This window comes from Pantoea sp. (assembly GCF_032114055.1).
Taxonomy (GTDB): Bacteria; Pseudomonadota; Gammaproteobacteria; order Enterobacterales; family Enterobacteriaceae; genus Pantoea.
This window is the reverse complement of record NZ_DAMCTB010000016.1, coordinates 19,588-43,763: the sequence shown is the minus strand read 5'-3', so window position 1 is coordinate 43,763 and position 24,176 is coordinate 19,588. Positions and strand designations below refer to the sequence as shown.

Here is a 24,176-nt window from a genome sequence, read left to right as displayed (position 1 = left end):
TCAGTTTCAGCCGCGGCTGCCTTTCATCAGGTCACGCTTCATGTCGATGATGTTCTGATAGTCGGCGACCGTCGCCTCACCGATATGCTGCTGACCGCCCACTGCTTTCACGAAGCAGGCGTGATCCTCTTTATCCAGCTTTTTAATCGCCGACACCACTTTCGCTTTAAAGTCAGCGGGCAGCCTGTTGCTGACCAGCACCGGACCGTTGGGGATCAGCGGGGACTGCCAGATAATGCGGATTTGCTTCATCAGATCGGGGTGGTCCATCCGGATCAGACGGCCAAACGCGCCGGAGGTGTAGCCGCTGTTGTAGTCACCGACCATTGAGGTCCAGGTGACCGCGCCATCAAACTGGTTGTTCAGCACGCCCAGAATGTCCTGCTCGTGGCCACCGGAAAAGGTGACGCTGGAGAAGGTATTGTTATATCTGTCATCTACCGTTCCGCCGAACAGCTTCTTAAACGTCTGGTTCGGCATCAGGAAGCCGGAGGTCGAGTCGGGATCGGCCATCCCGAACGATTTACCCTTCAGGTCTTCAATCTTTTTATAGGGGCTGTCCGCCTTCACGATCACCACCGAGTGATAGCCGCGCGACTGATCTTTGTCGTCGACCACAATGCCGACCACATCCACCGCTTTCGGGTTCTGGATGTAGACCGACGCAAACGAGGCGGGCGACATGCTCAGCACCATATCGATTTTGCCGCCCAGCAGGCCCTGGATCACCCCCGAATAGTCAGAGGCGTTGCGCATCTGGGTATCCACACCCAGCTCTTTATCAAAGAAGGCCTTCACACACTGATTGTCGCCAATCTGCTGCGTAGCGTTCTGGCCGCCCAGAATGCCCAGATTAAGCTGTTTTGGCGCATCCGCTGCGCTGACACCAAATGCCATGACCGAAGTCAGGAGTGCTAAAGAAGTCAGTTTCATTCGACGTGGTTCTCTTACAGTGGACGTTAATAAATTTGGTTGAGTTCATCACCGTACAGCTGGTGCAGCAGGCTGTCGGTTAGTCGGGAGGGATGACCGTCAAACAGCACGACGCCGCGCTGGATGCCAATCACCCGGGTGCAGTAACGTTTCACCAGTTCAATGGAGTGCAGGTTAACCATCACGCTGATGCCCTGCTCGCTGACCTGACGCAGCACATCCATGATGCGTTTAGTGTTTTTCGGGTCCAGCGACGCCACCGGTTCATCGGCCAGCAGGATCCTGGGGTTCTGCATCAGCGCACGGCAGATCGCCACCCGCTGCATCTGCCCGCCAGAGAGGTTTTCGGCCCGCTGCAGCGCCTGCGGCAGCATGTTCATCCACTGCAGCAGTTCGATGGCGTGCGCCCGGTCGTGGTCGGCGAAGATTTTAAAGAAAGACCTCAGCGTGCCGGTCTGGCTCAGCCGCCCCAATAGCACGTTGGTCAGCACGTCGAGGCGCGGCACCAGACAGAAATCCTGAAAGATCATGCCGCATTGACTGCGCCACTCGCGCATCTGGCGGCTGTTGAGCGTTACCACGTTGCGCTCCGCCTCCCCCTGCATGCTGATAATCGCGCCGGACGTGGCGTCGATGGTGCCGTTGAGCATGTGCAGCAGAGTCGACTTACCGGCGCCCGAACGGCCGATGACCCCGACCAGCTCCCCGGCATGCAGGTCGAAACTGACCTGATCCAGCACCGTCGTGTCGCCCCAGGCTTTGCTCAGTTTCTGCACTGACAACACTTTTTGTCCGCTGAAGCTGGCTGGCGGCAGATCGTTATCGACCACCGTTTTCAAGAGGGCCTGTGCCATGCTGTTCTCCGTCATCGCTGATTACGTTCTGCGGCTTATTAAGGCGTGGCATGATGAACGCGGGATGACAGCCAGATGATCAAACGGTGACAGGCCACGCGGCATCGCATCGCAGCGTCTGTCCATCGCGGGCGGGCTGCACGCCGTCCGGTAGCCTGTTTTCCGCCAGCCAGTTATCCATCTCATGACTGAGGTGCGTCAGCCAGGTCTGACGCGGCCGGAGCAGCGCCACTGTCGCCAGCGCCTGCGTCACATCATTGTGGTTACGCGGCGTGGCACAGGGCGGATCGTTGCAGTCAATCACCAGCTGGTCCAGCGGCTGACCGCGCAGAAAGTCGGCGGTGTCGGGCGGCAGACCGCAGGTGTCACACAGCCAGGCGATGCGGATGTCATGCCATGCCAGCAGATAGCCGTGCGTCAGCCGGGAGTGCTGCAGTGGCAGCGGCGTAACCTGCAGTTCACCAAAGGCGTGCGCCACGAACGGCGTCAGGGCGGGCCGGAAATCGAGCAGGCCGGGGTGTTTGTAGAGATCGTCACAGCCACGCGGGTCGGGCGGTCCCCAGACCGGGATCGGATCGCCCCGCCCCCAGCGTAGCGCAAACAGCCCCTGGACATGATCGATATGGTAGTGCGTCAGCAGAATGCGCGACAGGGTGCCGGGCGGAAAACGGGACGCCAGCAGCGGCAGCCCGGCATCCAGCAGAACCCGCTCGCGGCCATATTCAATCAGCGCGCTACAGGGCGCGCGCGCAAAACGCGGGTCGTGCGTGGCCCGCAGGCAGGCACGGCAGGCACAGCCCGGCAGCGGTGCCGCCGTCACCCCGCCGGTGCCCAGAAAAGTGAGTGTCAGAGCGGCCGGTCTGTTGTTGTCCGTGCCGGAAGCGGTGCCGGGTTGCGTCCGCGTCATGGATGCGCCTCCAGAAGCTGGCGCAGCTGCCGGACGGTCTCCGCCAGGGCGCCATCGTTATTAAGGATCAGGCAGCCGTCGGGCTGGGGCTGCGCCGCGCGGGCCAGCCGCCGGGCAATCTCTGCCTCATCTTCCCGTCCGCGCTGGCGCAGCCGCGCCGCCAGCACCGCGGGGGAAACCTGCAGACAGACCGGCAGCAACTGCGCGCCGAAACGGGCCTGCGCCTGGGCCAGATGCAGCCGTGAGCCGTTCACCACCACACTCTGCCCGCGCGCCAGCCACTGCTCCGCCTCACAGCCGATACCATAACGGAAGCCGTGCGCCTGCCAGCTCACCGCGAACAGCCCCAGCGCGGCGCGGCGGGTAAACTCCGCTTCGCTCAGCGCCACATGGTTCTCACCACCCGCATCGGCGGCGCGGGTGATGTAGCGATGGGCGATCAGCAGCCGGGGCGGCGGTGCTGCACGCAGCGCATCCAGCAGGCTATCCTTACCTGACCCGGAGGGGCCGGTCAGCCAGATGAGCCGCGCCATCAGTAGACCTGCCGGCCTTTGCTCCAGACGTGCCGCACATGCGGATAGCCGTGGGCGGTATGGGCCAGCACCAGATCGGCGCGGCAGCCTTCGGCGATCACCCCGCGATCAAACAGCCCCAGCGCGCGCGCCGGATTGCAGGTGACCAGCGCAACAGCCTGCGCTATGTCCAGGCTGTTGCGGGCATCCTGCGCCAGCCGGAACGCGGCATCCAGCAGGCTGGCCGGGTAGTAATCGGAAGAGAGGATGTTCAGCAGCCCGCTGGCGGCCAGCTCCCAGGCGGCGACATTGCCGGAGTGGGATCCGCCACGCACGATGTTGGGCGCGCCCATCAGCACCTGCATGTTGCGGTAGCACGAGGCGCGCGCCGCCTCCAGCGTGGTCGGGAACTCGGCGATGCGGCTGCCCGCCGCGTGCGACTCTTCAACATGGGCAGCGGTAGCGTCGTCATGGCTGGCGATGGCGATGCCATGTTCCCGGCAGAGCCCGGCTATCGTCTCGCGATTGGGCTGCGACCACGCCGCCGCCAGGGTGAGCTGGTCATGTTCGAACTGATGCATCTCCGCATCACTGAGCTGATACTTGCCCTGATAATATTCGCGATATTTGGTCAGCGAGGCGAACTGCCGCTGGCCCGGTGAATGATCCATCAGCGAAACCAGCGCCAGCTCCGGGGTGCCCATCAGCGCCTCAAACAGTGACGCCGTGGTGGGATGCGGCAGCTCACAGCGCAGATGCAGCAGATGCTCGGCCCGGTTCAGCCCTTTACGGTTGCTGTCGCGGATGGCGTCGATCATTTTGCTGAGGTTATCCAGACGGTGCCCGCCGTCGCGCACATCGCCGACGCCAATCGCGTCCAGCACAGTGGTGATGCCGCTGGAGACCATCAGCGCATCGTGACTGCTCATCGCCGAATGGGCGGGCCAGTCTACTTTGGGGCGCGGCGTGAAAAATTTATCGAGATTATCCGTGTGCAGCTCCACCAGCCCCGGCAGCAACCAGGCTCCTTCACCATCCAGCGCTCCCGGCTGCTGGCTGCGGATTTCGCTGAAGCTGCTGATACGCTCATCACGAAACTCCAGCGAGCCGCTCACCACTTCGTTTTCCAGCACCAGCCTGACGTTATTGATGATCATGCCTGCGCTCCTGTTTCGATCGGCTGCATCAGGTGCAGCCGATCGGCTACCCGCTCACGCACAGCCCGATCGTGAAAAATACCGACGATGGCGGCACCCCGGGCGCGCGCCTGTTCAATTAATTCCACCACCGCCGCGCTGTTCACACTGTCGAGTGAGGCGGTCGGCTCATCCAGCAGCAGCACCGGATAGTCAGCGATAAAGCCGCGTGCGATGTTAACCCGCTGTTGCTCGCCGCCGGAGAAGGTGGAAGGAGCCAGTGGCCAGAGGCGCTGCGGGACATTCAGGCGGCTCAGCAGTTCAGCGGCCCGCGCCTCGCAGAGGGCGCGCTCAACGCCGCGCTCCAGCAGCGGCTGCATCACAATCTCCAGCGTCGGCACCCGCGGAATCACCCGCAGAAACTGGCTGACCCAGCCCAGCGTATCGCGCCGCAGCGCAATAATCTGCCGCGCCGGGGCCTGCGCCATGTCGATCCAGTCACCCTGATGGGCGACACGGATATGGCCGCTGTCGGGCTGATAGTTGCCATACAGCGCCCGCAGCAGCGTGGATTTGCCGCTGCCGGAGTGGCCGTGCAGCACCACGCATTCGCCCTCGTTCACCGTCAGGCTGGCGTTGTGCAGCACCGGCAGCGCCGCGCCGTTCTGGTTATGCAGCACAAAGGTCTTGCAGAGATTTTCAACCCGCAGGCGGGCACGGTTCGTCATCATTTAATTGAGCACCGAAGAGACCAGCAGTTGAGTGTAGGGATGGTGAGGATCGTCCAGCACGCGGTCGGTCAGACCGCTTTCCACCACCCGCCCCTGTTTCATCACCAGCAGGCGATGCGCCAGCAGTCGCGCCACGCCGAGATCGTGAGTGACGATGATCACGGCCAGATTCAGCTCACGCACCAGCGTGCGCAGCAGATCCAGCAGGCGCGCCTGCACGGAGACATCCAGCCCGCCGGTCGGCTCATCCATAAACAGCAGCTGCGGCTGCGTCACCAGGTTGCGGGCGATCTGCAGACGCTGCTGCATGCCGCCGGAAAAGGTGGTGGGCAGATCGTCGATGCGACCGGCATCGATCTCCACCGCCTGCAGCCAGCGGCTCGCCGCGGCACGAATGTCGCCATAGTGGCGCTGCCCGGTCGCCATCAGCCGTTCGCCGATGTTGCCCCCTGCGCTGACCTGCGAACGCAGCCCTGCCATCGGATGCTGATGCACCACGCCCCACTCGGTGCGCAACAGGCGACGGCGGTCGCTCTCGCTCATCTGCCAGAGATCGCCTCCCCGATAGAGAATGATGCCCTGCTGAGGCGCCAGACGCGCCGACAGGCTCTGCAGCAGCGTGGTTTTACCAGAGCCGGACTCGCCGACAATTCCCAGCACCTCACCGGGATAAAGATCGAAACTGACCTGCTCAAACCCTTTGCCCGGCGCATAGAGATGAGTGAGCTGACTGACCGCAAGCAGCGGCTGTTCACTGTGCATGGTGCTGTTCCTGCTGCTGATGGCAAAAATCGGTGTCGGAGCAGACAAACATCCGCGTCCCCTGGTCATCCATCACTACTTCATCCAGATAGCTGTGGCGCGAGCCGCACAGTGCGCAGGGTTCCTCCCACTGCTGGACCGTGAAGGGGTGATCGTCGAAGTCGAGGCTCTCCACGCGGGTGTAAGGCGGCAACGCGTAGATGCGCTTTTCGCGCCCGGCACCAAACAGCTGCAGCGCGGGCATCATGTCCATTTTCGGATTGTCGAATTTGGGGATCGGCGAGGGATCCATCACATAGCGCCCGTTGACCCTGACCGGATAGGCGTAGGTGGTGGCGATATGGCCATAGCGGGCGATATCCTCGTAGAGCTTCACCTGCATGATGCCGTACTCCTCCAGCGCATGCAGGAGACGGGTTTCGGTTTCGCGCGGTTCGATAAAACGCAGCGGTTCCGGGATTGGCACCTGGAAAATCAGGATCTGATCCTCCTTCAGCGGCGTTTCCGGGATGCGATGACGCGTCTGGATCAGGGTCGCATCGGTGGTGCGTTCGGTGGTGGCCGCACCGCTGACCCGCTGAAAGAAGTGGCGGATCGACACCGCATTGGTGGTGTCATCCGCGCCCTGGTCGATCACCTTGAGCACATCCTGATCGCCAATCACGCTGGCGGTGATCTGGATGCCGCCGGTGCCCCAGCCGTAAGGCATCGGCATCTCACGTCCGGCGAACGGTACCTGATAGCCGGGGATCGCCACCGCTTTCAGGATGGCGCGGCGGATGGTGCGTTTGGTCTGCTCGTCGAGATAGCCGTTGTTGTAGCCGGTGAGTTCAGCCATGCTGGCGCTCCTGATAATCGTGCTGCAGCTGTCTGAGCAACGCCAGCTCGGCCTGGAAATCAACATAGTGCGGCAGCTTAAGATGCGAGACAAAGCCCGCGGCTTCGACGTTGTCGGCGTGTGACAGCACAAACTCCTCATCCTGCGCCGGGCTGGTAATGCGCTCCTGCTGTTCGCGGCTCTGCAGTGCCCGATCCACCAGCGCCATCGCCATCGCCTTGCGTTCGGCGCGGCCAAAAACCAGGCCGTAGCCGCGGGTGAAGTGCGGTGCCGCCGCCTCGTTGTGGGCCACGCCGTTGACCATTTCACACTCCGTCAGCAGCAGTTCGCCAATCTCCAGCTCAAAACCCAGCTCTTCAGGACAGAGGCAGACGCTGAGATAGCCGGTGCGGATCTCACCGGCAAACGGGTGGGTGCGGCCATAACCGCGCTGGGTCGAGTAGCCCAGCGCCAGCAGAAAGCCTTCATCGCCGCGCACCAGTTGCTGCAGCCGTGCAGCGCGTGAGGCGGGGAATTGCATCGGCTCGCGGGTGACATCGGCAGGCTCACTGCCGTCATCCACCTCTTCGGCGGCCAGCCCTTCACTGCTCATCATGCTGAATATATGCGGGCACGCCTCAGTGATCTGGCAATCGTCGCGCGGCGCGACCGGTGTCTCGCCGTTGGCCAGCAGCATAAAGTCGAGCAGACGATGGCTGTAATCACAGGTCGGCCCCAGTACCTGGCCGCCCGGCAGATCTTTATAGACGGCGGAGATGCGGCGTTCGATGCGCATCGCGCCGGTCGCCAGCGGCCTGCTTTCCGCCAGCCGGGGCAGCGTGGTGCGATAGGCGCGCAGCAGGAAGATCGCCTCAACCAGATCGCCGCTGGCCTGCTTAATCGCCAGGGCCGCCAGTTCCGGATCACAGATGCCGCCTTCTGTCATTACCCGATCGACCGCCAGCCCGAGCTGCTGCGCCACCTGATCGCAGCCGAGTTCAGCGACCGCCCGATCGCCCCGCCGCAGGTCGGCCTGCAGCTGATGGGCATTTGAAATCGCTTTTTCACCCCCTTTCACCGCGACATACATCAGCACACCTCCACAACGGTAGTGCGCGGCACAGCCATCATCGCCTCGCCACAGGTGAAGATCAGATCCACGCCCTGCGGGAACGGATGCGGCCGGGCGCGCAGATAGGCCAGCACGCTCTCCGGCAGCTGCGGCGCAATGGCGCGGGTTTCCCGCAGGCCCGGTCCGGAGAGGCGCAGCGTTAAGCCGCCATTCAGCGACGGCACGTCGATGATCAACGTAGTGCTTTTTTCCGGTGAGAGAGGGTCACCGGCCGCGAACAGCGCCGGATCGGGCTGCGCCGCTGCATGGCTCAGGGCGAACGGCGCATCCTGCCCACTGCTGACCCGCGCGCCGGTATGAAAACGCAGGTTGCTGCGCAGCTGCTCGCTGTCGATTTTTGCATCCAGCCAGACTGGGCTCTCCTGATCGACCAGCGTCAGCAGCAGCGCCGTGGCGGCGGGCGACAGTGCGCCCCAGCCCTGCTGCAGGGGCAGCGACACCATGACGCCCGGCTCGCTCATCGCTTTCAGAATGCGGCGAAATGCGCGCTGGGCATCCGCCACCGGATGGTTAAAACTTGCCAGTAAAGTCATCAGTTATCTCCGCGAACCAGCGTAAAGAAATCCACTTTGCTGCTGGCGATTTCACGGGCGCGCAGCTGACGCTGCTCATCGCGCCACGCCGCCAGCGGGGTAATAATCTTCTCTTCCAGCAACGGCCGGGTTTCCGGCTGCTGCAACAGCGCATCCAGCAGGGCGCAGCGTTCGGCGTGCGCTTTGTCGCGCCCCAGCAGATAGCTGTAGCCCAGGGTGCCATCCTGCAACTGCACCACCGCGCGCGTCACCGTGGCATCACCCATGACAAAGCGGTTGCCGGTCGCGCCCATCCGCGCCTGAAGCCGCGTCAGCCCGATCTCGGCCGGACGGACCAGGGTGAATGCGGGCTGAAGATTAAGCGCCTGCCAGTGTGTTTCCAGCATGACGGCGTTGCTGTGGGCCAGTACCGACAGCCAGCGCTGGCGATCCGTTTGCTGTTCCATTAGTGCTCCAGGGTCAGTTCGATCATGTCACCGCGCGTCAGGCTGACGGAGTATTCCGCCAGCGCGCCATCGCAGGTTTTGTTCAGGGTGCGCACGCAGAGCAGCGGCGCATGCAGGGCGATATCGAGCTGGCGGCACTCTCTGGCCTGCGCGCGGCGGGTGCTGATGCGCGTCTGGGTACGCACCAGCTGTTTGCCGGTGTGCTCCACCAGAAAGTCGTGCAGCGACCCGCTGTTAAAATGCTGAAGCTGTGGCCACCAGCTGAGATCGGCCAGGAAATGGTTGATCAGACAGAGCGGCACGCCGTTGGCGCGGCGCAGGGTGCGCAGATGAATGACGTTGTCGCCCTCTTTCACGCCCAGTGCACTGGCGACGTCGTTGCTGGCCGGACGCAGCACCGCCAGCAGCCGTTCACTGGTCGGGTGGCTGCCCTGCTCCAGCAGGTTCTGGCTGAAGCGCGCCTGCGCATGCAGCGGATAGTCATAGGGTCGCATCAGTACCAGGATGCCGACGCCGTGGCGGCGCTGGAGCAGGCCTTTCTGCACCAGCTCATCCACTGCCCGGCGCAGCGTGTGGCGGTTCACGTCGTAGTGATCGGCAAGCTGTTGCTCGGAGGGCAGATAGTCACCGCAGCGATAACGCTCTTTCAGCGCCTGCTCCAGTTGGGCGGCAACAGCCTGATAGACAGTGGTCGGATGTCTGGATAACTCCATCACGATGAAATCCTCACGGGTTGCAGAGTGGTAACGCAGTGATAAGGCGCTGCGGGATAGGGTTAGCTTGCGGGGGTCAGATGACAGAACCGTGACGGCGCGGTGAAAGAGTGGTGAAGGTGATGCCGGGGTGACACGGCGAACACCTGAAGAGTGGCCGTGCAGAAATGATAAACAGGCTGCCGCTCTCGCCCAGGCTCTGAAGCCACCAGCAGCATCTGAACATCAGCAGGATTAATCCGGGCCGTCGGCTTTTCCGGAGGATGAAAGAGAGGGATGGCGATGCGGGTATAGGTAGTACAACATCATCACTCTTTTAATAATTTTAAAATCAACTGGTTAATCAGCTTCAGCTTCAGCCACGGCCCTTTTCTGACGGGCCCGTTTTTTGACGGCAGTAACAGAACGGCATTCGGCCTGGTGGAAAACATAAAGTTGGTTAACAGATGGCCGATATTATGAGCAGGCTTTTTTGACACAACATGGAGAGAGTAATGATTAGCTTATCTGAAAACAGCCCGGCAGGCGCAGACCTGTTCAGCAAGCAGGCAGCTCTGCCAAAAACGATCGCGCTGACCAAAGAGCAGGTCAGCAGACTGATCGACCCGGCGCCTTCCGCCCTGCCGCAGCTCAGTCAGGCGGCCCGGGATAAGAATCTGAATGAGGTGATTCAGCTGCGCAACGGCATAATCAATAAGAGCGGCCCTGCCACCAATGGCATTACCAACGCTATCGACACCCATTTTTCCGCCCTGCAGTCCGATGCTACCCTCTCTAAAGCCGATATGGCCGGACTGATTTCAGACGCGCTGCAATCCTACAGCGGTTCAGGTAACTCCACGACGCTTTCCATGGATCTTGCCGTTACAAAAGGCATGCTGAATAAGCTGGTTGAACGCTTTGTTCCCCAGGAAAAACAGGCAGACAGCTACCGTGAAGTGGCAAAATTTGTCGAAGATAAGGTAAAAGCGCAGGATACGCTGCTGCACGATCTCACTCAGCAGTCACTGGACATTGCCCGGCAGAATGGCGACAGCGCAGGCGTTAACCAGTTTCAGCAGCAGCTTGATCTGCTGAGTCGTGGAGCACATGACACGCAGAAAGAACGCGATACCCTGTTCAGCCTCACGGATACACCAGGCAGCAGCGCCGGCTGGCTGACCGGATTCCGGCAGGTGGTCAGCCAGAGTAGTGACAGCGATTTCTTCAAACGCATCAGCTACGACCATATCGCCCAACTGGAATCGCGCATCGCGCAGTTTGTTCATAAGGCTGAACACGCTGACGCAGGCTTTTCGCTGCGTTAACCCCAGCAGCTCTGCACGCGTTTTATACTGCGTCTGGCGTGGGTGAAGGCGATGTGCCTGTCACCTGCGCAACCTGTTTTATGCCTGCTGCTGCGGTTCAAACCAGGGCGTAATGAGCATGTGAGGGATCGCCAGCGCAGCCAGCGCAGCAAAGAGCGACTGGATACCTGCCCTGTCGGCGGGATGCATCATCACGGCGGTTGCTGCCGCCAGCAGAATCGCTGCCGTGAGTATGGGCCATGTGGCGTACAGATAGCTGTTGTAGCTGCGACATCCAAGCTGATCGCGCCGTAACCGGGTCTGCGGCAGCGCATGCAGAATTAAAAAACCCATGGAGAAACCGACAAACGGCGGCAACAGCAGCAGCGCCAGTATGCCAGTAATCAGTGAGATGTTGTGACGACGTACGCCAGTGACAATCAGCCCCACCGCACATATCCCACCCGTCAGCGCAATGCCTGCGGCGACAGAATCGGGTATGGCCGACGTCAGGCCGGCCTGATACAGAATGGTACTGAACGAATTCAGATGCAGCGTGGCAGGGATCGTAATCATGCCGATCCCCCGCGCCAGGCGCTCGATGAGATGCCCGCGAGGAGCATCCTCAAGGGTAAAGTGTATCGCGGAAGCCAGCAAAAATCCGGGCAGTGCGAGGGCTGAATTATTATGCCACCAGAACAGACAGAGCACGATAACCAGCCCATAGGCCACGAGAAACGGCAGCCGGCGTTCGCGCCTGACGACTTCAAGATCGCTGGCACCGTGTGCCATCCCGATAAAGCCAATTGCTATCACCGCAAAGCCCAGCTGAACAGACAGGGGGCTCAGCGAGGCAACAAAAGCAGCCCCCCAGAGTCCCGCCCATCCGCCCTGCCTCAACCGGATCATGCGCTTGCTTTACCCGCATAGCGGCTCTGTGAAAGCGCATTTTTGAGGTTGGCGGCCGCATAAAAGGCATAGAAAACCTTAGCGATGACATCCAGAATCAAAAACGTCCAGACAGAGGTCTGATCGGTAATAATCCGAAGACCTTCCGGACCCACCAGGAAAACAATCGGGTAGATGAACCAGACCACAGTCAGTAGCGCCACGTTTTTGTTGTACGCTGCCGCCATAGCGTGTCCCCGCGCTGCAGCAATCGTACGCAGCGGACCCCAGAGCAGGTAAACCACACCCAGAAATGCGGCACAGGACCAGAGATACCAGACCCATTTCGCAGCACTACTTTCAGCCAGCGATGAGATCAGACCGGTGATGATCATCATGACATCCAGCACGATGATGGCCGTCAGAAAGCCGCCCATCTCACCCGGCTTGCCTTCGTCATGGAAGGCCAGCATCACCAGTCCGGCCAGCAGAATCGGGGTGGTGACAGACCAGTCGGCATAGCGTGCAAGATAGACGGTGATGCCATTGTCCAGCATAAGATTGCCGAATCCCATGGCCATAGCCAGATAGGCCGTCGCCGCGATAAACGGCACGGAAGCGTGCATCAGCGTATGGTGACGGGAAGGAAACTGTTTGCCGCCTGTGGCGTAAATAACCAGTGATGCGATAGCCATGATCGAAAACCCGATCATAAATGCGGTTTGATCCATTTTACTCTCTCCTGTACTGAGACGCCGGAAAACGTTCGCAGTGCTGCAATAAATAGCGTTAAAATCCCATGTATATTCATTACGTGAATATGCGTAAAGTATATGGCAGGATTCGCGTTCTGCTTATCGCAGGCACAGAGAGATTTAATTTTCAAAAAAACTGCTCGAATTCTCCCCTTTTCCGGTTGCCTTTTCTCCTTTACATAAGCTGACAATGTAATAATCTGTTTCTGCAGATTTCATTCTCACCGCCCTTTAAGAGCGCAACCCCCTCTGAAAAAACATTTAACTCATTAATTATCATCACGTTAACAATCCCCTCTTCGGGATGAATTTATATCTTTACTGGATTGAGCAATTGCAAAACCAATATTTTTGGCTGGAAAAAGCACAGCAAACGTCTATGAAATGAAAATACTTTATGCGCCAGCCAGGCAATATCCTGTCGGCCCAAAACTTATTTCGAAACGTTCAGGCGTCGATAGCGGCGAAAATAGAGGAGGAGAGTTGGGCACAAGGCTTTATTCGTTGAAATGATCCAGACGCCGCCGTGCGACAACAGAGAGGAGAATGCGTTTAAAAACACCTGGGGTTAACAGGCGCTGGCGTATTTCCTGACTGACGCCGTCGCTCCGCGCAGAGGCCACCCTGTCTGTCAGCGTCAGACGCACTTCCGGTCGCGCCATGTTAAGGCGGCTTCAGACAATAGAACGCCCGCCCGTTTAGTCAGGTTTCCTGTCCGGGCGGCCGCTCTGCTTTCTGATTTCTGTCACTCAGTGCGCTCTCGCGTCTCCTTCTCACTTACGCTGTCCGTCAGTGATGCCCTGACCAGTGGCAGGCTTTGCGGGTATTTCTGCTGAATGAACGCGATCATCTTTTCCCGCACGTAGCAGCGCAGATCGAAAGCGATCGGTGAGTTCTGCGCAGTCATCAGCATCCTGATAGTCATGGTCTTTTCGGTGGTATCGGTCACCTGCAACACCTGCGTTTCCCCATCCCAGAGTCGCGTTTCGCTCAGTACCTTTTCAAAATGCCGGCGCAGCGGCTCCAGCGGCATTGAGTAGTCGACGTAGAGAAACACCGATCCTAAGATCTGAGCGTTATTGCGCGTCCAGTTCTGGAACGGGTTTTCGGTAAAATAGGTGATGGGCAGTACCAGACGGCGCAAATCCCAGATTCGCACTACCACGTAGGTCAGATTGATCTCCTCTATCCAGCCCCACTCTTTTTCCACCACCACTGCATCATCAATCTTAATCGGCTGGGTAAAGGCGATCTGGATACCGGCAAACAGATTGACCAGCGACTTCTGCAGAGCAAAACCGATAATAATCCCGGCCACACCGGCACCGGCCAGGATGGTGGTGCCGAATTTCCGGACGCCGGGGAAGCTCAGCAAAATCAGCGACACACAAAAGAGAACCAGGATAACAATCACCACTTTTTTGACATAGATAATCTGGGTGCGAATTTTGCGCGCACGCAGGTTATTGGAAATATTGATGTCATAGCGGATATAGAGCATATCCTGCGCCACATTGGTCAGCCGGATCAGGACCGAGCAGAAGGACATAATGATAAAGACATTGATGATGTTGGTGATTAAATCCAGTGAATCAGGATGGAAATTAATGTATTGGATGCCGACATTGATCATCAGAAGCGGAATGAAGAAAAACATGGAGCCACTGAGATGTTTCTCGAGCGATTTAAACAGTTTTCTGTCACGGCTCTGCCAGTAACGAATAAACCCGAGCAGGATCAGGCGGGCCAGAAAACCGAGTACAAAGGAGAGCGAGACGAGTAATACAACAGGCACCCACGATGGGAAACCAGATAACTCACCGAATAACAATGGCATTATTTTCCCTTTCAGTCAGCTGACAGCTTCAGGCTGGCAGGCAAATAATAGATGCAGTAACCGTTGCCTTCACGGTTATCCGCTCGTCAAATAATCAGCGTCTACAAGTATGAACCATAGGCGCGAAGTTCACAGGGAATACGGGCACTGATGCCTTCACGCCTGTCATCCTGCCCACCTCGCACACTGTCAGTTTCTTTGACTGCCGACCGGATCCACTTCATTAAATTAACTGATACAAAAGACAGGTTCTGTTGCAAATAGCGGTCAGCGAAAACCCGCCTTTACGCCGCTTGCGAAATCAGGATCAGCATGGACGATCGGCTGACATCTGCTAATTTTTAAGCTGTTCCCCTGATGCAGAGAAGAACAAAAATATGATTAGCACGCTTAAACTTTCCTCTGATTTCCGGCGCAGTTTTTTGCGCGAAGTGCTGGTGCCGCTGGTGGCGATCTTACTGCTGACGTTTACCGGTGCAGGCGCTGCGCTGTTTGCCGGCACATCGCTGACCAACAGTGAAGCACGGCATCAGCAGCAACGGATGATTGAAGCCTCTTTTTCACAAAGTCTGAGTGAACATCTGCGCCAGTTGCACAGCCTGTCACGCTGGGCACCCTTGCAGCAGCACCTGGCGGCGGGTCACAGTGACACATGGCTGGATGAGAATATTGGCGAGTGGCTTTATGAGATGTTTGGGCATCAGCTGATCATGGTGCTGGGTCCGCAAAATGCAATTGTCCGGGTCTGGCGTGAAGGCCAGCCGGTTGCCGATCCGGATCGCAATCCGCTGATTGCTGAGGTCATGCATCACCCGCTGGTCAGCAATCCGGGTCGCCAGGATAATGCCGATTATGCCCGCGTGACACAGCGTGCTGCGGCACTGGCCGTGGGGGCTGTCCGGCAGGAAAGCGATCCCCTGCCAGGCTTCCGGCTGGTGAGCCTGAAGTTTCTGGATGATGGTTATCTGGCCAGCCTGGCGGAACGCAATCAGCTTCAGGGGTTACACTTCTCCGATGGTTCGCCACAGCCGGACGCCAGCGCCCGCTATCTGCTGATTGCGCAGGCGGGCGATCCGGTGGGCTACCTTAACTGGATCCCCGCCCGTCCCGGTGCGGACATGCTGCGAACCATCGGCCCCTCTACCGGGCTGGCGGTGCTCGCCATAACCCTGCTCTGCCTCTATATGGTGCGACGGCTCTGGCACTCTTCGGTCAACCTCTCTCAGTCGATGCTCAGACTCGGCGCTTCGGAGGCGCAGGCGCAGCACCTGGCGTTTCATGACGTGCTCACCGGCTTGCCTAACCGTGCGCTGGTGGAGGATCGCCTGACCCAGGCGCTGGCGCTGGCAACACGTCACGATCAGCGGGTGGCGCTGCTGCTCATCGACCTCGACCGGTTTAAAACCATCAATGACACCCACGGTCATCATGCCGGCGATGAGCTGATTATCGCAGTGGCACAGCGTCTGAGCTGTCTGGTGCGCGCCAGCGATACCGTGGGACGCCTCGGCGGCGATGAATTTATTGTCGTAATGCAGGAGGTTGAAAACATTGGCCAGGTGCAGAGTCTGGCGCAGCGCATCATTGACGAGCTGGGCCGGCCCTTTACGCTGTTCGGCAGTGATGTCTGGAGCGGTGCCAGTATCGGACTGTCGCTGGCCCCCAAAGATGGCGTTGATCGTATGGAGCTGATGCGTAAAGCGGATATCGCGCTCTATGACGCGAAAAACGGCGGCCGGGGCAAATACCGTCAGTTTGAACGGGCAATGGATGAGTCGGTACGCACCCGCCAGACTATTGCCGCCGACCTGCGCATCGCACTGCAACAGCATCAGGGGCTGGCTGTGTGGTATCAGCCGCTGATGGACATTAGCGGTCAGCAGATGGTGGGCGTTGAAGCGCTGCTGCGCTGGCACCATCCGACCCGTGGCCCGATTGCACCCGGTGAATTTATTGCGATTGCTGAAGAAACCGGTCTGATTATTCCGCTGGGCGAGTGGGTACTGGCCGAAGCCTGCGCGACGCAGCAGCGCTTCCCTGAACTGCTGGTGGCGGTCAACGTTTCACCCGTTCAGTTTCGCTCTACCGGCTTTATTGAGCGGGTCATGACTATCGTCAGCGAGCAGGGCGGCAACCCGGCGCGCCTGGAGCTGGAGATCACCGAAGGGGTACTCATCGAAAATGAGCGTGAGGCACGCGCCATTATCGTGGCGTTGCGCGAAGCGGGTTTCCGGATTGCGCTGGATGACTTCGGCACCGGCTACTCCAGCCTCAACTATCTCAGCACCTTCCCCGTGGATAAAATCAAAATCGACCGCTCTTTCACTCAGTCGCTGGGCGTGGCCGAAAATTCGATGGCGATTGTGGAGTCGGTGGTAAAACTGGGTCATGCCATGGGTCTGATGGTGACGGCGGAAGGTGTCGAAACGCCGGACCAGATGTCTGCGCTGGCGAATGCGGGCTGTAATCAACTGCAGGGCTATCTGTTCAGTCAGGCTGTACCCGCCGATCGGCTTGCGGCACTGATACAATCCTCATCCGCGCAGCAAAGGTGACTGCGAAAAGCGGCCTGAGCGCCATGACGCGCGCAGGCCATCAGGTGCTGCCTGAAACCGGTCAGGCAGCACCTGTTTGCATGTTGACGCTAACCGTCCCCCCCAGGCTGTCCAGCAGTGAAGCGGAGAAGGCAACGGCACCGAAGATCCCCCCTGCATCTGGATCATGCTTAGCGCCGCCTCATGATGATGCCGCTCGGTCGCCGCGCAGCAGTCAGAGATTACCAGGCAATCAAAGCCGCGATCGTTGGCTTCGCGCCAGCGCCCGTCGGTCACGATGAAAGCTTCTCAACCGGCGGTTTTCTTTTCCAGGCTGCATCGGGTGAAATTGCTGACCGTAATCGTCCGACGCCGCTGGAAGAGATCTACGACGCGATGCCTGGGTTAAAAATGAACTACGTTAGCTCAGGCCAGAAAGCGCTCGCCATCAGCCCTGTTGCCCGCAAGCTGACAGCGTTTAACGCGCGAGAAATGCAGGAAGCCGGAACACGCGCTTACGCTGCAAGGCCCGCTTAACGGGCCTTCTCTGTTTTCACACTCTTCAGGCTCATCCGCAGGCGGTGTCACGCTGTCCACACTGCACTCGCCCTATTCCGGAAAATCAGTCCCGACCGACGTCTGTTTCCAGGCTTCAATTTCCGCCAGCCTCTCTTTGAGCTTGCTGATGACGGCTTCATGCCCCCAGGCGCCCATCACCAGATGGCGTGGCGGACGCTCCGCCTCCGTAATAGCTATCATCGCCCTGGCGGCGCGCGCCGGATCGCCCTTCTGGGTGCCGCTGTTTTCGGCGGTCGCTTTCATCCGTGCGGCTGCGGTCTCTGCATAATCCGGCAGCGTGCTCGGTGTCTGATGCAGTGAACGTCCCGCCCAGTCGGTGCGGAACGGGCCAGGCTCGACGCAGGTGACGTGAATGCCCAGCGGGCCCGCCTCCAGCGCCAGAGCATCGGACCAGCCCTCCACCGCATGTTTGCTGGCAGAGTAGTAGCCGGAACTGGCAAAGCCAATTAAGCCCGCAACTGAAGTGATGTTGATAACGTGGCCGCTGCGCGCTTTTCGCATGACCGGCAGCACGGCGCGGGTCAGGGCAAACAGGCCGAACACGTTGGCATCGAACTGCGCACGGATTTCGCTCTCTACGCCCTCTTCTATCGAACTCTGATAGCCATAACCAGCGTTATTGACCAGTACGTCAATGGTGCCAAAGGCGTCCAGTGCCGCCTGTACGGCCTGGTCGATGCTCGCCGGCTGTGTCACATCAAGAGCCACCGCCCGTGCGTTGTCGTGCCCTTCGACCAGATCAGCAATCTTATCGGTGTTTCGCGCCGTGACAATGACCTTAAAACCCCGCGCAATCGTCTGCTGTGCCAGTTCGCGACCAAAACCGGTCGAACATCCTGATATCAGCCAGACAGGGGTGGAGTGAGCAGCCATGGTAAGACTCCCGTTAAGTGAGATGAGTGGCGAATAACCCGGACGCGAAAGCGTCCGGGAATAAGGTTAGTGAGGCGCGACAGCCCCATTTAGCCCCTAATGCTTTTTGTGAAACAGCTGGCTGGCGGTGTCACTGATGATTTGTGCCGCACCGCGGTCACCCTTCGCCATGGACGCCATAAAAGCTTTTGCCTGTTTAAAGGTGATGTGTGGCGGCAACGGAGCGACCTCCGGATCGGTTTTCACCTCCAGTAAAACCGGGCGGTCGGCGCTGAGCGCCTGCTGCCAGGCCGCGGCCAGATTGTCCGGATTATCGACATAGATTCCGACCATTCCCAGCGATTGGGCAAATTCGGCATACTTCACATCCGGCAACTGCTGCGAGGCGTCAAAACGGGGATTGCCCTCCATTACGCGCTGCTCCCACGTCACCTGGTTAAGATCCTGGTTATTGAACACGCAGACGATCAGGCGTGGATCGGCCCATTGCTGCCAGTATTTCTGAATGGTGATCAGCTCGGCCATATTGTTCATCTGCATGGCGCCATCGCCCACCAGCGCCACCACCGGTTTTTCCGGATGGGCAAATTTTGCCGCAATCGCATAGGGCACCGCCGCACCCATACAGGCCAGCCCGCCAGAGAGCGTGGCACGCTGACCCTGCTTAACCCGGTAATCGCGGGCAAACCAGTTGGCGCACGAGCCGGAATCGGAGGTCACAATCGTATTGTCCGGAAGCTGGGGTGACATCTCCCACACCACCCGCTGCGGGTTAACCGGATTGGCGGGCGCCATGGCGCGCTCCTCCATCAGCGTCCACCAGTCACGAACCTGAACGGCAATCTCTTCCTGCCAGCTGCGATCCTGCTTATGCTCCAGCAGCGGCAACAGCGCACGCAGCGTTTCCGCCGCATCGCCATGCAGATTGACCTCACTGGGATAGCGCAGGCCCAGCATAGCGGGGTCGATGTCGATCTGGACCGCCCGCGCCTTGCCCTCTTCTGGCAGAAATTCTGTCCACGGGAAGCCGCTGCCGATCATCAGCAACGTATCGCAGTTCTGCATCAAATCGGAGGAGGGTTTGGTGCCGAGCAGGCCAATCGATCCGGTAACAAAAGGCGCATCGTCCGGCAATACATCCTTGCCCAGCAGGGCTTTTGCCACACCGGCACCCAGCACATTGGCGGCCTGAACCACTTCCACAGCTGCGCCACGTGCGCCTGCACCAATCAGGATTGCCACCTTTTTACCGGCGTTCAGCACGTCAGCAGCGCGCTGCAAATCCGCCTGATAAGGCACCACTTTCGGACGCTGATAACCGCTACCGGAATGGGTAAAACCGTGCAGATGCTGCGGCGGCTCCCACGCTTCATCCTGAATATCTTTAGGAATGATAATGACCGCTACGCCATTCTGCGCTTTGGCAATGCGCACGCCGCGATCCAGCAGGTGCCGTACCTGGCTGGTGGCGGAGGCTTCCTGAACAAAGTTAGCGACGTCAGAGAAGATGCGGTCCAGATTCATCTCCTGCTGATAGCTGGCCCCGCGGGCAGTCGCTTCCGCCTGACCGGCGATCGCCAGCACCGGCGCATGATCCATTTTCGCGTCGTAGAGGCCGGTCAGCAGGTGGGTGGCGCCCGGTCCGCCGGTAGAGAGGCAGACCCCCAGCTCGCCGGTGAACTTTGCGTGTCCGGCGGCCATAAAGGCAGCCATCTCTTCGTGCCGCACCTGAATAAATTCGATGCCCTCTCCTTTAGCATTCGCACGCTGAATTGCGCCCAGCACCCCATTGATGCCATCTCCCGGGTAGCCGTAGATACGTGTCACACCCCACTCTTTCAGGCGCTGGACAAAAAAATCACTGGTTTTCATGCTCATCGTCGCGTTTCCCCTCGTAGTCCATGCAGACTTAAAGCGTAGTCGACGATGAGCCATTGCCTTTAACTGTTCGCGATAGCCGGATATCGCTGACGCAACTCACTGAATATTTTTGCCATTTCAGCCGTTTCGCCTGATTCTTCAACCCCGCGAAATACCTGGGTTTTCAGGAAGTGACGCCAGCTGACCGGTGCGCTCGCCAGAAAGGCCGTCAGCAGTTCATAACGCGCTGGCGTCCAGAGTGCTTCAAAACGCTGCCGTGCTTCACCGTGTTCAAAGTGGCAGGTTGGCTGCTGCGGCATACTGGCACGCAGGCGCGCGGTCGCCTCAGGGTCTGCGCGGTTATCTGTCACGACCACACCATACTCTCTCCTGGCTGCGGCAATACTGAGATAGCCGCAACGCACATCCTGCAGCACCGCTGCCACATCGCGCTTTGATGGCAGGCCATAGCCGCCTGCACCGGGGCCGCGCACTTCAACCACATCGCCTGGCTGGCAGTGGATCACGTCCGTGTTGCCGTGACTGATGATTTCGCCGTTGCGGCGGGTGCAAAAGGTCGACAGCGCCCCGCTCCGTCCGCCCACGACGCCCGCCGAGGCAAACACCGAACGGTTACGGTTGCGTGCCGTAATGGTGGTACCGGGCGAGAAGATTTCAAAGGCCATTTCAGTGGCTAAGCCGCCCCGGAACTGACCCGCTCCGGCACTGTCCTGCGCCAGCCCGTAGCGATGAAAATGAATCGGGACCTCCGCCTCGTTGATCTCAATCGGGGTGTTTTTCAGGAAGGCGGAAAGACCGCCGGAACCATCGGGGCCGTCATGACGCGGTGTACCGCCTGCTCCGCCACCTACCGGCCCCAGCGAGGCGACGACGCTGCGGTCATGGAGCTGCGTGCGGATATTCATAATGGAGTTGCCGCCGGGCGAGTTCGCCGGCAGGCGCGCCGGCATCGCCAGCGAGAAGACACCGAGAGTCGCAATCTGCGACAGCGCACAGGTCAGCGATCGCATCCCGACCGCCGCAGGTGCTTCGCAGTTCATCACCGTGCCAGGCGGCAGAATTGCCCGGGTGGGTCGCAGTGTGCCCGCATTGAGCAGCAGCGAGCGGTCCAAGGTGGAAAGCACATAGGTGACCCCCACCAGCGCCAGCGGATGCCGCTCCCGCCCGCCGGTCGGCATGTTCAGTGACGAGGCCAGCTGCGGATCGCTGCCGGTGTAGTCCAGTTCCAGCCGATCGCCCTCGACCCGAAGCGTAACAGCGATGCGACAGGGGTAGCCGCCCTCCCCATCTTCATCGGCGTAGTCGGCATAAAAATACTCGCCATCAGGGATGGTGCGAATAATGGCGCGCGCCTGCGCTTCGGCGTAATCGAGAATACCCTCAATGCCCTGTAAAAAGTCGTCGATGCCAAAGCGGGCAATGATGTCATGAATCTTTCGCTCACCCACATTCACCGACGCCAGCTGCGCTTTGAAATCGCCCCAGTTCTGCTCCGGCGCACGGACGTTGAGCCGCATGATGCTGGCAACCTCTTCGTTAAGCTGGCCCTGCCGCACAATTTTCAGCGGCGGTATACGAATCCCCTCCTGAACGATTTCGGTCAGCGAGCGCGACAGCGAGGCAGGTACCGCGCCCCCCACGTCCGTGTTATGAATATGACCGACAACAAAGCAGACAATGTCGCCCTGATGAAACACCGGTTTCCAGATATGAATATCGGGCGAGTGCGTGGCCACGTTACCCGCATAGGCGTCATTGGTAATACAGATATCGCCCTCGGCATACTCCTCGATCAGCGCCAGCACAGGCGCGTAGTCAATGCCGCTATACCAGGGCGCGCCAAAGCTGCGCGGTGAAGCAAAGGCCAGCCCGTTACGGCTGACAATCTGGCAGGAGAAATCTTCGGTTTCTTTCACGAAGGTGGAGTGCGCGGTACGCATTAGCGTAAAGGCCATCGCATCAGCCGCAGCGGCGCAGTAGTTCGCCAGGATTTGTAAGTTACGCCCATCAATTGCCATGTTATGCCTCGCTCGCCGTAATCAGCAGGTTCCCGAATGAATCAACCATGACGGTCATCCCGGGTGGTACGCAGGTGGTGCAGTCGTCCTGCGCAATGATGACCGGGCCACTGAGCTGATGTCCGGCGCGCAGCACCGAACGCAGGACCAGATCCACCTGATGCCAGCCACCCTCTATCCATGCCCGGGTCTGCTTCAGCACCGGCACGGCGTCCGTGGCCACGGCCAGTGGATTCATTGCGGGTTTTGGCGTGGGTGAGACGATCACCAGCCGCAGATTGATCAGCTGCACGGGTGCCTGTGGGTCGCAGTGACCAAACAGGACCTGATGCTGGCGATCAAAGGCATCATGCAGCGCGGTGACATCCGCCTGTGTCAGCCACTCCGCCTCCAGCGGTACGTCGATTTCAAATGACTGACCGCGGTAGCGCATATCGGCACTGAACTGCAGGCTATAAGGCATATCGCTGCCATGCTCCTGCACCAGCCAGCCGCAGGCGCGCTGCTGTAATGCTGTGGCTTCACTGGCTAAGGTATCAGCCAGCGCGGGCGTCAGATCGCCATACAGCGTGCGGATAAAGTCGTTGCGGATGTCTGCCACCAGCCCGCCCAGGGCAGAAAGTACGCCTGGCGTCGGCGGCACAATAACGCCTTTCATATTAAGTTCACGGGCCAGAAAACAGCCCATCATGGGCCCCGCGCCGCCAAAAGCGAGGAACCAGAATTCACGCGGGTCAAGACCAAAGCGCGACAGCAAGCCACTGGTATCGCTGTACATACTGGAGATCGCCAGCTGGATAGCGGTTTCTGCCGTTTCCTGCACTGAAAGCGCGAGCGCCTCAGCCAGGGGTTGCCAGGCCCGGCAGGCGGCGTCGACATCCACCGTCACGGCGTCATAACCCAGCGCACCGTGGCCCATCATGCCACAGGCAGCAAAGGCATCCGTGGCCGTGGGCTGTGTGCCGCCGCGCTGAAAACAGACGGGGCCGGGTAACGATCCTGCGCTGTCAGGCCCCATCTGCAGGACGCCCTGTCCATCAATCCACGCCAGCGAACCGCCGCCCTGCCCCACTGAAGTCACGGCAACAGAAGGAATGAAGATCGGGAAATCACCGATAATTTCACCGTTACCCTGCGCCACATTGCCATCAATAATCACCGCCACATCAGCACTGGTGCCGCCAATATCCAGGCTCAGGATTTTGTCGAAACCGCAGGCGCTGGCGAGATAGCTGGCGCCAATGACCCCGGACGCCGTGCCGGAGAGCACCATCTGGACACATTCGCGTTTCGCCTGTTCGACACCCATCACGCCACCGTTGGATTTGGTAATGCGCGGCGGCGGCCTGACGCCCAGCCGTTTCAGTGCCTGCTCAAAGGATTCCAGATAGTGGATGACCATCGGCTGCACGTAGGCATTAATAGTGGCCGTAATGGTTCGTTCATATTCGCGAATAATCGGCCAGATGTCCGCAGAGCAGGAGGTCAGCAGTTCAGGCGCCACTTCATCAATAATCGCTTTAACCACCGCTTCATTGTGCCGGTTTCGATAGCTGTGCAGCAGCGAAACCACAATGCCCTGACAGCCAGTAGCGCGTGCCTGCTGGATAGCGTCAAGCACACTCTGGCGATCCACGGGTTGCAGCACATTGCCGTGCGCATCGCTGCGTTCACGGATGGCGAAGACCCGATCGCGGGTAATCAGCGGTGCCGCCCGCCGCGAGAACAGGTCATGAATGTGGGGGATTTTCAGCCGCGCCAGCTCCAGCACATCGCAAAAGCCTTCGGTGGTAAACAGCGCCAGACGCACACCGCGTCGCTGAATAACCGCGTTGATTCCGACCGTGGTGCCGTGAGTGAAATAGTCAATCTCTGCAGGGTCAATGCCCTGACGCTGCTGAAACTGCGTCAGTCCGGCCACGATTTCGCTACCGGGCTTATCTGGTCGCGACAGGACTTTCAGGGTGTGGATCTGATTAGTGTGTTGATCGAGCACGGCGAAATCGGTAAAGGATCCACCAATATCCACGCCAACGCGGTATCGCATAT

General features: G+C 59.5%; 22 protein-coding genes and 1 pseudogene. 3 read left to right on the top strand and 20 right to left on the bottom strand.

Features of this window, described 5'->3' with window-relative positions:
* Nucleotides 1-6: 6 nt before the first annotated feature.
* The 12 genes from phnD to phnF all read right to left on the bottom strand — a co-directional run bounded on the left by phnD (nucleotide 7) and on the right by phnF (nucleotide 9,476).
* A complete protein-coding gene (gene phnD / locus RT657_RS18775; RefSeq protein WP_313656286.1) occupies nucleotides 7-933 on the bottom strand; it encodes a phosphonate ABC transporter substrate-binding protein in 927 nt (308 codons plus the stop codon).
* A gap of 26 nt (nucleotides 934-959) precedes the next feature.
* Nucleotides 960-1,787 (bottom strand): phosphonate ABC transporter ATP-binding protein, encoded by an 828-nt coding sequence (phnC, locus tag RT657_RS18770; RefSeq protein WP_313656285.1) that lies wholly within the window; start codon nucleotides 1,785-1,787, stop codon nucleotides 960-962.
* Nucleotides 1,788-1,866: 79 nt separating this feature from the next.
* Nucleotides 1,867-2,637 (bottom strand): phosphonate metabolism protein PhnP, encoded by a 771-nt coding sequence (gene phnP, locus RT657_RS18765; RefSeq protein ID WP_313656296.1) that lies wholly within the window; start codon nucleotides 2,635-2,637, stop codon nucleotides 1,867-1,869.
* A 53-nt stretch (nucleotides 2,638-2,690) separates the two neighbouring features.
* A complete protein-coding gene (gene phnN, locus RT657_RS18760; RefSeq protein ID WP_313656284.1) occupies nucleotides 2,691-3,227 on the bottom strand; it encodes a ribose 1,5-bisphosphokinase in 537 nt (178 codons plus the stop codon).
* A complete protein-coding gene (phnM, locus tag RT657_RS18755) occupies nucleotides 3,227-4,363 on the bottom strand; it encodes an alpha-D-ribose 1-methylphosphonate 5-triphosphate diphosphatase (protein WP_313656283.1) in 1,137 nt (378 codons plus the stop codon). The genes phnN and phnM overlap by 1 nt, the downstream gene beginning before the upstream one ends.
* A complete protein-coding gene (phnL, locus tag RT657_RS18750) occupies nucleotides 4,360-5,073 on the bottom strand; it encodes a phosphonate C-P lyase system protein PhnL (protein ID WP_313656282.1) in 714 nt (237 codons plus the stop codon). Before phnL ends, phnM begins: the two co-directional genes overlap by 4 nt.
* Nucleotides 5,074-5,835, bottom strand: coding sequence for a phosphonate C-P lyase system protein PhnK (phnK, locus tag RT657_RS18745; protein ID WP_313656280.1), 762 nt, complete (start codon nucleotides 5,833-5,835; stop codon nucleotides 5,074-5,076).
* On the bottom strand, nucleotides 5,825-6,673 hold the full coding sequence (locus RT657_RS18740) for an alpha-D-ribose 1-methylphosphonate 5-phosphate C-P-lyase PhnJ (protein WP_313656279.1): 849 nt from the start codon (nucleotides 6,671-6,673) through the stop codon (nucleotides 5,825-5,827). The genes phnK and RT657_RS18740 overlap by 11 nt, the downstream gene beginning before the upstream one ends.
* The gene (locus tag RT657_RS18735) at nucleotides 6,666-7,742 is read right to left on the bottom strand and encodes a carbon-phosphorus lyase complex subunit PhnI (RefSeq protein ID WP_313656278.1); all 1,077 of its coding nucleotides are present in this window, start codon (nucleotides 7,740-7,742) and stop codon (nucleotides 6,666-6,668) included. The genes RT657_RS18740 and RT657_RS18735 overlap by 8 nt, the downstream gene beginning before the upstream one ends.
* The gene (gene phnH, locus RT657_RS18730; RefSeq protein ID WP_313656276.1) at nucleotides 7,742-8,317 is read right to left on the bottom strand and encodes a phosphonate C-P lyase system protein PhnH; all 576 of its coding nucleotides are present in this window, start codon (nucleotides 8,315-8,317) and stop codon (nucleotides 7,742-7,744) included. Before phnH ends, RT657_RS18735 begins: the two co-directional genes overlap by 1 nt.
* Entirely contained in the window at nucleotides 8,317-8,763 is a 447-nt protein-coding gene (phnG, locus tag RT657_RS18725) for a phosphonate C-P lyase system protein PhnG (RefSeq protein WP_313656275.1), read from the bottom strand. The genes phnH and phnG overlap by 1 nt, the downstream gene beginning before the upstream one ends.
* Nucleotides 8,763-9,476: a phosphonate metabolism transcriptional regulator PhnF gene (gene phnF, locus RT657_RS18720; RefSeq protein WP_313656295.1), complete on the bottom strand. Its 714-nt coding sequence runs from the start codon at nucleotides 9,474-9,476 to the stop codon at nucleotides 8,763-8,765. Before phnF ends, phnG begins: the two co-directional genes overlap by 1 nt.
* Nucleotides 9,477-9,970: 494 nt before the next feature.
* On the opposite strand from phnF, the gene RT657_RS18715 reads away from it, so the two are divergent.
* Nucleotides 9,971-10,783 (top strand): hypothetical protein, encoded by an 813-nt coding sequence (locus RT657_RS18715; RefSeq protein WP_313656274.1) that lies wholly within the window; start codon nucleotides 9,971-9,973, stop codon nucleotides 10,781-10,783.
* Nucleotides 10,784-10,861: 78 nt separating this feature from the next.
* Here the strand turns inward: RT657_RS18715 and RT657_RS18710 are convergent, their stop codons facing one another.
* The 3 genes from RT657_RS18710 to RT657_RS18700 form a co-directional block, all read right to left on the bottom strand.
* Nucleotides 10,862-11,671, bottom strand: coding sequence for a Brp/Blh family beta-carotene 15,15'-dioxygenase (locus tag RT657_RS18710; RefSeq protein ID WP_313656272.1), 810 nt, complete (start codon nucleotides 11,669-11,671; stop codon nucleotides 10,862-10,864).
* Nucleotides 11,668-12,381 (bottom strand): bacteriorhodopsin, encoded by a 714-nt coding sequence (locus tag RT657_RS18705; RefSeq protein WP_313656270.1) that lies wholly within the window; start codon nucleotides 12,379-12,381, stop codon nucleotides 11,668-11,670. Before RT657_RS18705 ends, RT657_RS18710 begins: the two co-directional genes overlap by 4 nt.
* 769 nt (nucleotides 12,382-13,150) lie before the next feature.
* Nucleotides 13,151-14,242, bottom strand: a complete 1,092-nt coding sequence (locus tag RT657_RS18700) for a mechanosensitive ion channel family protein (RefSeq protein ID WP_313656269.1) — start codon at nucleotides 14,240-14,242, stop codon at nucleotides 13,151-13,153.
* A 377-nt stretch (nucleotides 14,243-14,619) separates the two neighbouring features.
* On the opposite strand from RT657_RS18700, the gene RT657_RS18695 reads away from it, so the two are divergent.
* Nucleotides 14,620-16,797: an EAL domain-containing protein gene (locus RT657_RS18695; protein WP_313656268.1), complete on the top strand. Its 2,178-nt coding sequence runs from the start codon at nucleotides 14,620-14,622 to the stop codon at nucleotides 16,795-16,797.
* A gap of 61 nt (nucleotides 16,798-16,858) precedes the next feature.
* Here RT657_RS18695 and RT657_RS18690 read toward each other — a convergent pair.
* Nucleotides 16,859-17,055, bottom strand: a pseudogene (locus RT657_RS18690) (isochorismatase family protein); the annotation flags it as partial.
* On the opposite strand from RT657_RS18690, the gene RT657_RS18685 reads away from it, so the two are divergent.
* The gene (locus RT657_RS18685) at nucleotides 16,981-17,313 is read left to right on the top strand and encodes a hypothetical protein (RefSeq protein ID WP_313656300.1); all 333 of its coding nucleotides are present in this window, start codon (nucleotides 16,981-16,983) and stop codon (nucleotides 17,311-17,313) included. The pseudogene RT657_RS18690 and the gene RT657_RS18685 sit on opposite strands and share 75 nt — an antisense overlap.
* Nucleotides 17,314-17,385: 72 nt before the next feature.
* Here RT657_RS18685 and RT657_RS18680 read toward each other — a convergent pair whose 3' ends face one another.
* From RT657_RS18680 to RT657_RS18665, 4 genes are all read right to left on the bottom strand, one after another.
* Nucleotides 17,386-18,228 (bottom strand): oxidoreductase, encoded by an 843-nt coding sequence (locus RT657_RS18680; RefSeq protein ID WP_313656266.1) that lies wholly within the window; start codon nucleotides 18,226-18,228, stop codon nucleotides 17,386-17,388.
* Nucleotides 18,229-18,324: 96 nt separating this feature from the next.
* Nucleotides 18,325-20,106: a thiamine pyrophosphate-requiring protein gene (locus RT657_RS18675; protein ID WP_313656265.1), complete on the bottom strand. Its 1,782-nt coding sequence runs from the start codon at nucleotides 20,104-20,106 to the stop codon at nucleotides 18,325-18,327.
* Nucleotides 20,107-20,168: 62 nt separating this feature from the next.
* The gene (locus tag RT657_RS18670) at nucleotides 20,169-22,127 is read right to left on the bottom strand and encodes a hydantoinase B/oxoprolinase family protein (RefSeq protein ID WP_313656263.1); all 1,959 of its coding nucleotides are present in this window, start codon (nucleotides 22,125-22,127) and stop codon (nucleotides 20,169-20,171) included.
* A gap of 1 nt (nucleotide 22,128) precedes the next feature.
* The gene (locus RT657_RS18665; RefSeq protein WP_313656262.1) at nucleotides 22,129-24,174 is read right to left on the bottom strand and encodes a hydantoinase/oxoprolinase family protein; all 2,046 of its coding nucleotides are present in this window, start codon (nucleotides 24,172-24,174) and stop codon (nucleotides 22,129-22,131) included.
* Nucleotides 24,175-24,176: the final 2 nt, after the last annotated feature.

Excerpts from the sequence above, each read along its gene's own strand:
- phnD (WP_313656286.1), bottom strand. The coding sequence starts at position 933 with ATGAAACTGACTTCTTTAGCACTCCTGACTTCGGTCATGGCATTTGGT.
- phnC (WP_313656285.1), bottom strand. The coding sequence starts at position 1,787 with ATGGCACAGGCCCTCTTGAAAACGGTGGTCGATAACGATCTGCCGCCA.
- phnN (WP_313656284.1), bottom strand. The coding sequence starts at position 3,227 with ATGGCGCGGCTCATCTGGCTGACCGGCCCCTCCGGGTCAGGTAAGGAT.
- phnM (WP_313656283.1), bottom strand. The coding sequence starts at position 4,363 with ATGATCATCAATAACGTCAGGCTGGTGCTGGAAAACGAAGTGGTGAGC.
- phnL (WP_313656282.1), bottom strand. The coding sequence starts at position 5,073 with ATGATGACGAACCGTGCCCGCCTGCGGGTTGAAAATCTCTGCAAGACC.
- phnK (WP_313656280.1), bottom strand. The coding sequence starts at position 5,835 with ATGCACAGTGAACAGCCGCTGCTTGCGGTCAGTCAGCTCACTCATCTC.
- RT657_RS18740 (WP_313656279.1), bottom strand. The coding sequence starts at position 6,673 with ATGGCTGAACTCACCGGCTACAACAACGGCTATCTCGACGAGCAGACC.
- RT657_RS18735 (WP_313656278.1), bottom strand. The coding sequence starts at position 7,742 with ATGTATGTCGCGGTGAAAGGGGGTGAAAAAGCGATTTCAAATGCCCAT.
- phnH (WP_313656276.1), bottom strand. The coding sequence starts at position 8,317 with ATGACTTTACTGGCAAGTTTTAACCATCCGGTGGCGGATGCCCAGCGC.
- phnG (WP_313656275.1), bottom strand. The coding sequence starts at position 8,763 with ATGGAACAGCAAACGGATCGCCAGCGCTGGCTGTCGGTACTGGCCCAC.
- phnF (WP_313656295.1), bottom strand. The coding sequence starts at position 9,476 with ATGGAGTTATCCAGACATCCGACCACTGTCTATCAGGCTGTTGCCGCC.
- RT657_RS18715 (WP_313656274.1), top strand. The coding sequence starts at position 9,971 with ATGATTAGCTTATCTGAAAACAGCCCGGCAGGCGCAGACCTGTTCAGC.
- RT657_RS18710 (WP_313656272.1), bottom strand. The coding sequence starts at position 11,671 with ATGATCCGGTTGAGGCAGGGCGGATGGGCGGGACTCTGGGGGGCTGCT.
- RT657_RS18705 (WP_313656270.1), bottom strand. The coding sequence starts at position 12,381 with ATGGATCAAACCGCATTTATGATCGGGTTTTCGATCATGGCTATCGCA.
- RT657_RS18700 (WP_313656269.1), bottom strand. The coding sequence starts at position 14,242 with ATGCCATTGTTATTCGGTGAGTTATCTGGTTTCCCATCGTGGGTGCCT.
- RT657_RS18695 (WP_313656268.1), top strand. The coding sequence starts at position 14,620 with ATGATTAGCACGCTTAAACTTTCCTCTGATTTCCGGCGCAGTTTTTTG.
- RT657_RS18685 (WP_313656300.1), top strand. The coding sequence starts at position 16,981 with ATGATGATGCCGCTCGGTCGCCGCGCAGCAGTCAGAGATTACCAGGCA.
- RT657_RS18680 (WP_313656266.1), bottom strand. The coding sequence starts at position 18,228 with ATGGCTGCTCACTCCACCCCTGTCTGGCTGATATCAGGATGTTCGACC.
- RT657_RS18675 (WP_313656265.1), bottom strand. The coding sequence starts at position 20,106 with ATGAGCATGAAAACCAGTGATTTTTTTGTCCAGCGCCTGAAAGAGTGG.
- RT657_RS18670 (WP_313656263.1), bottom strand. The coding sequence starts at position 22,127 with ATGGCAATTGATGGGCGTAACTTACAAATCCTGGCGAACTACTGCGCC.
- RT657_RS18665 (WP_313656262.1), bottom strand. The coding sequence starts at position 24,174 with ATGCGATACCGCGTTGGCGTGGATATTGGTGGATCCTTTACCGATTTC.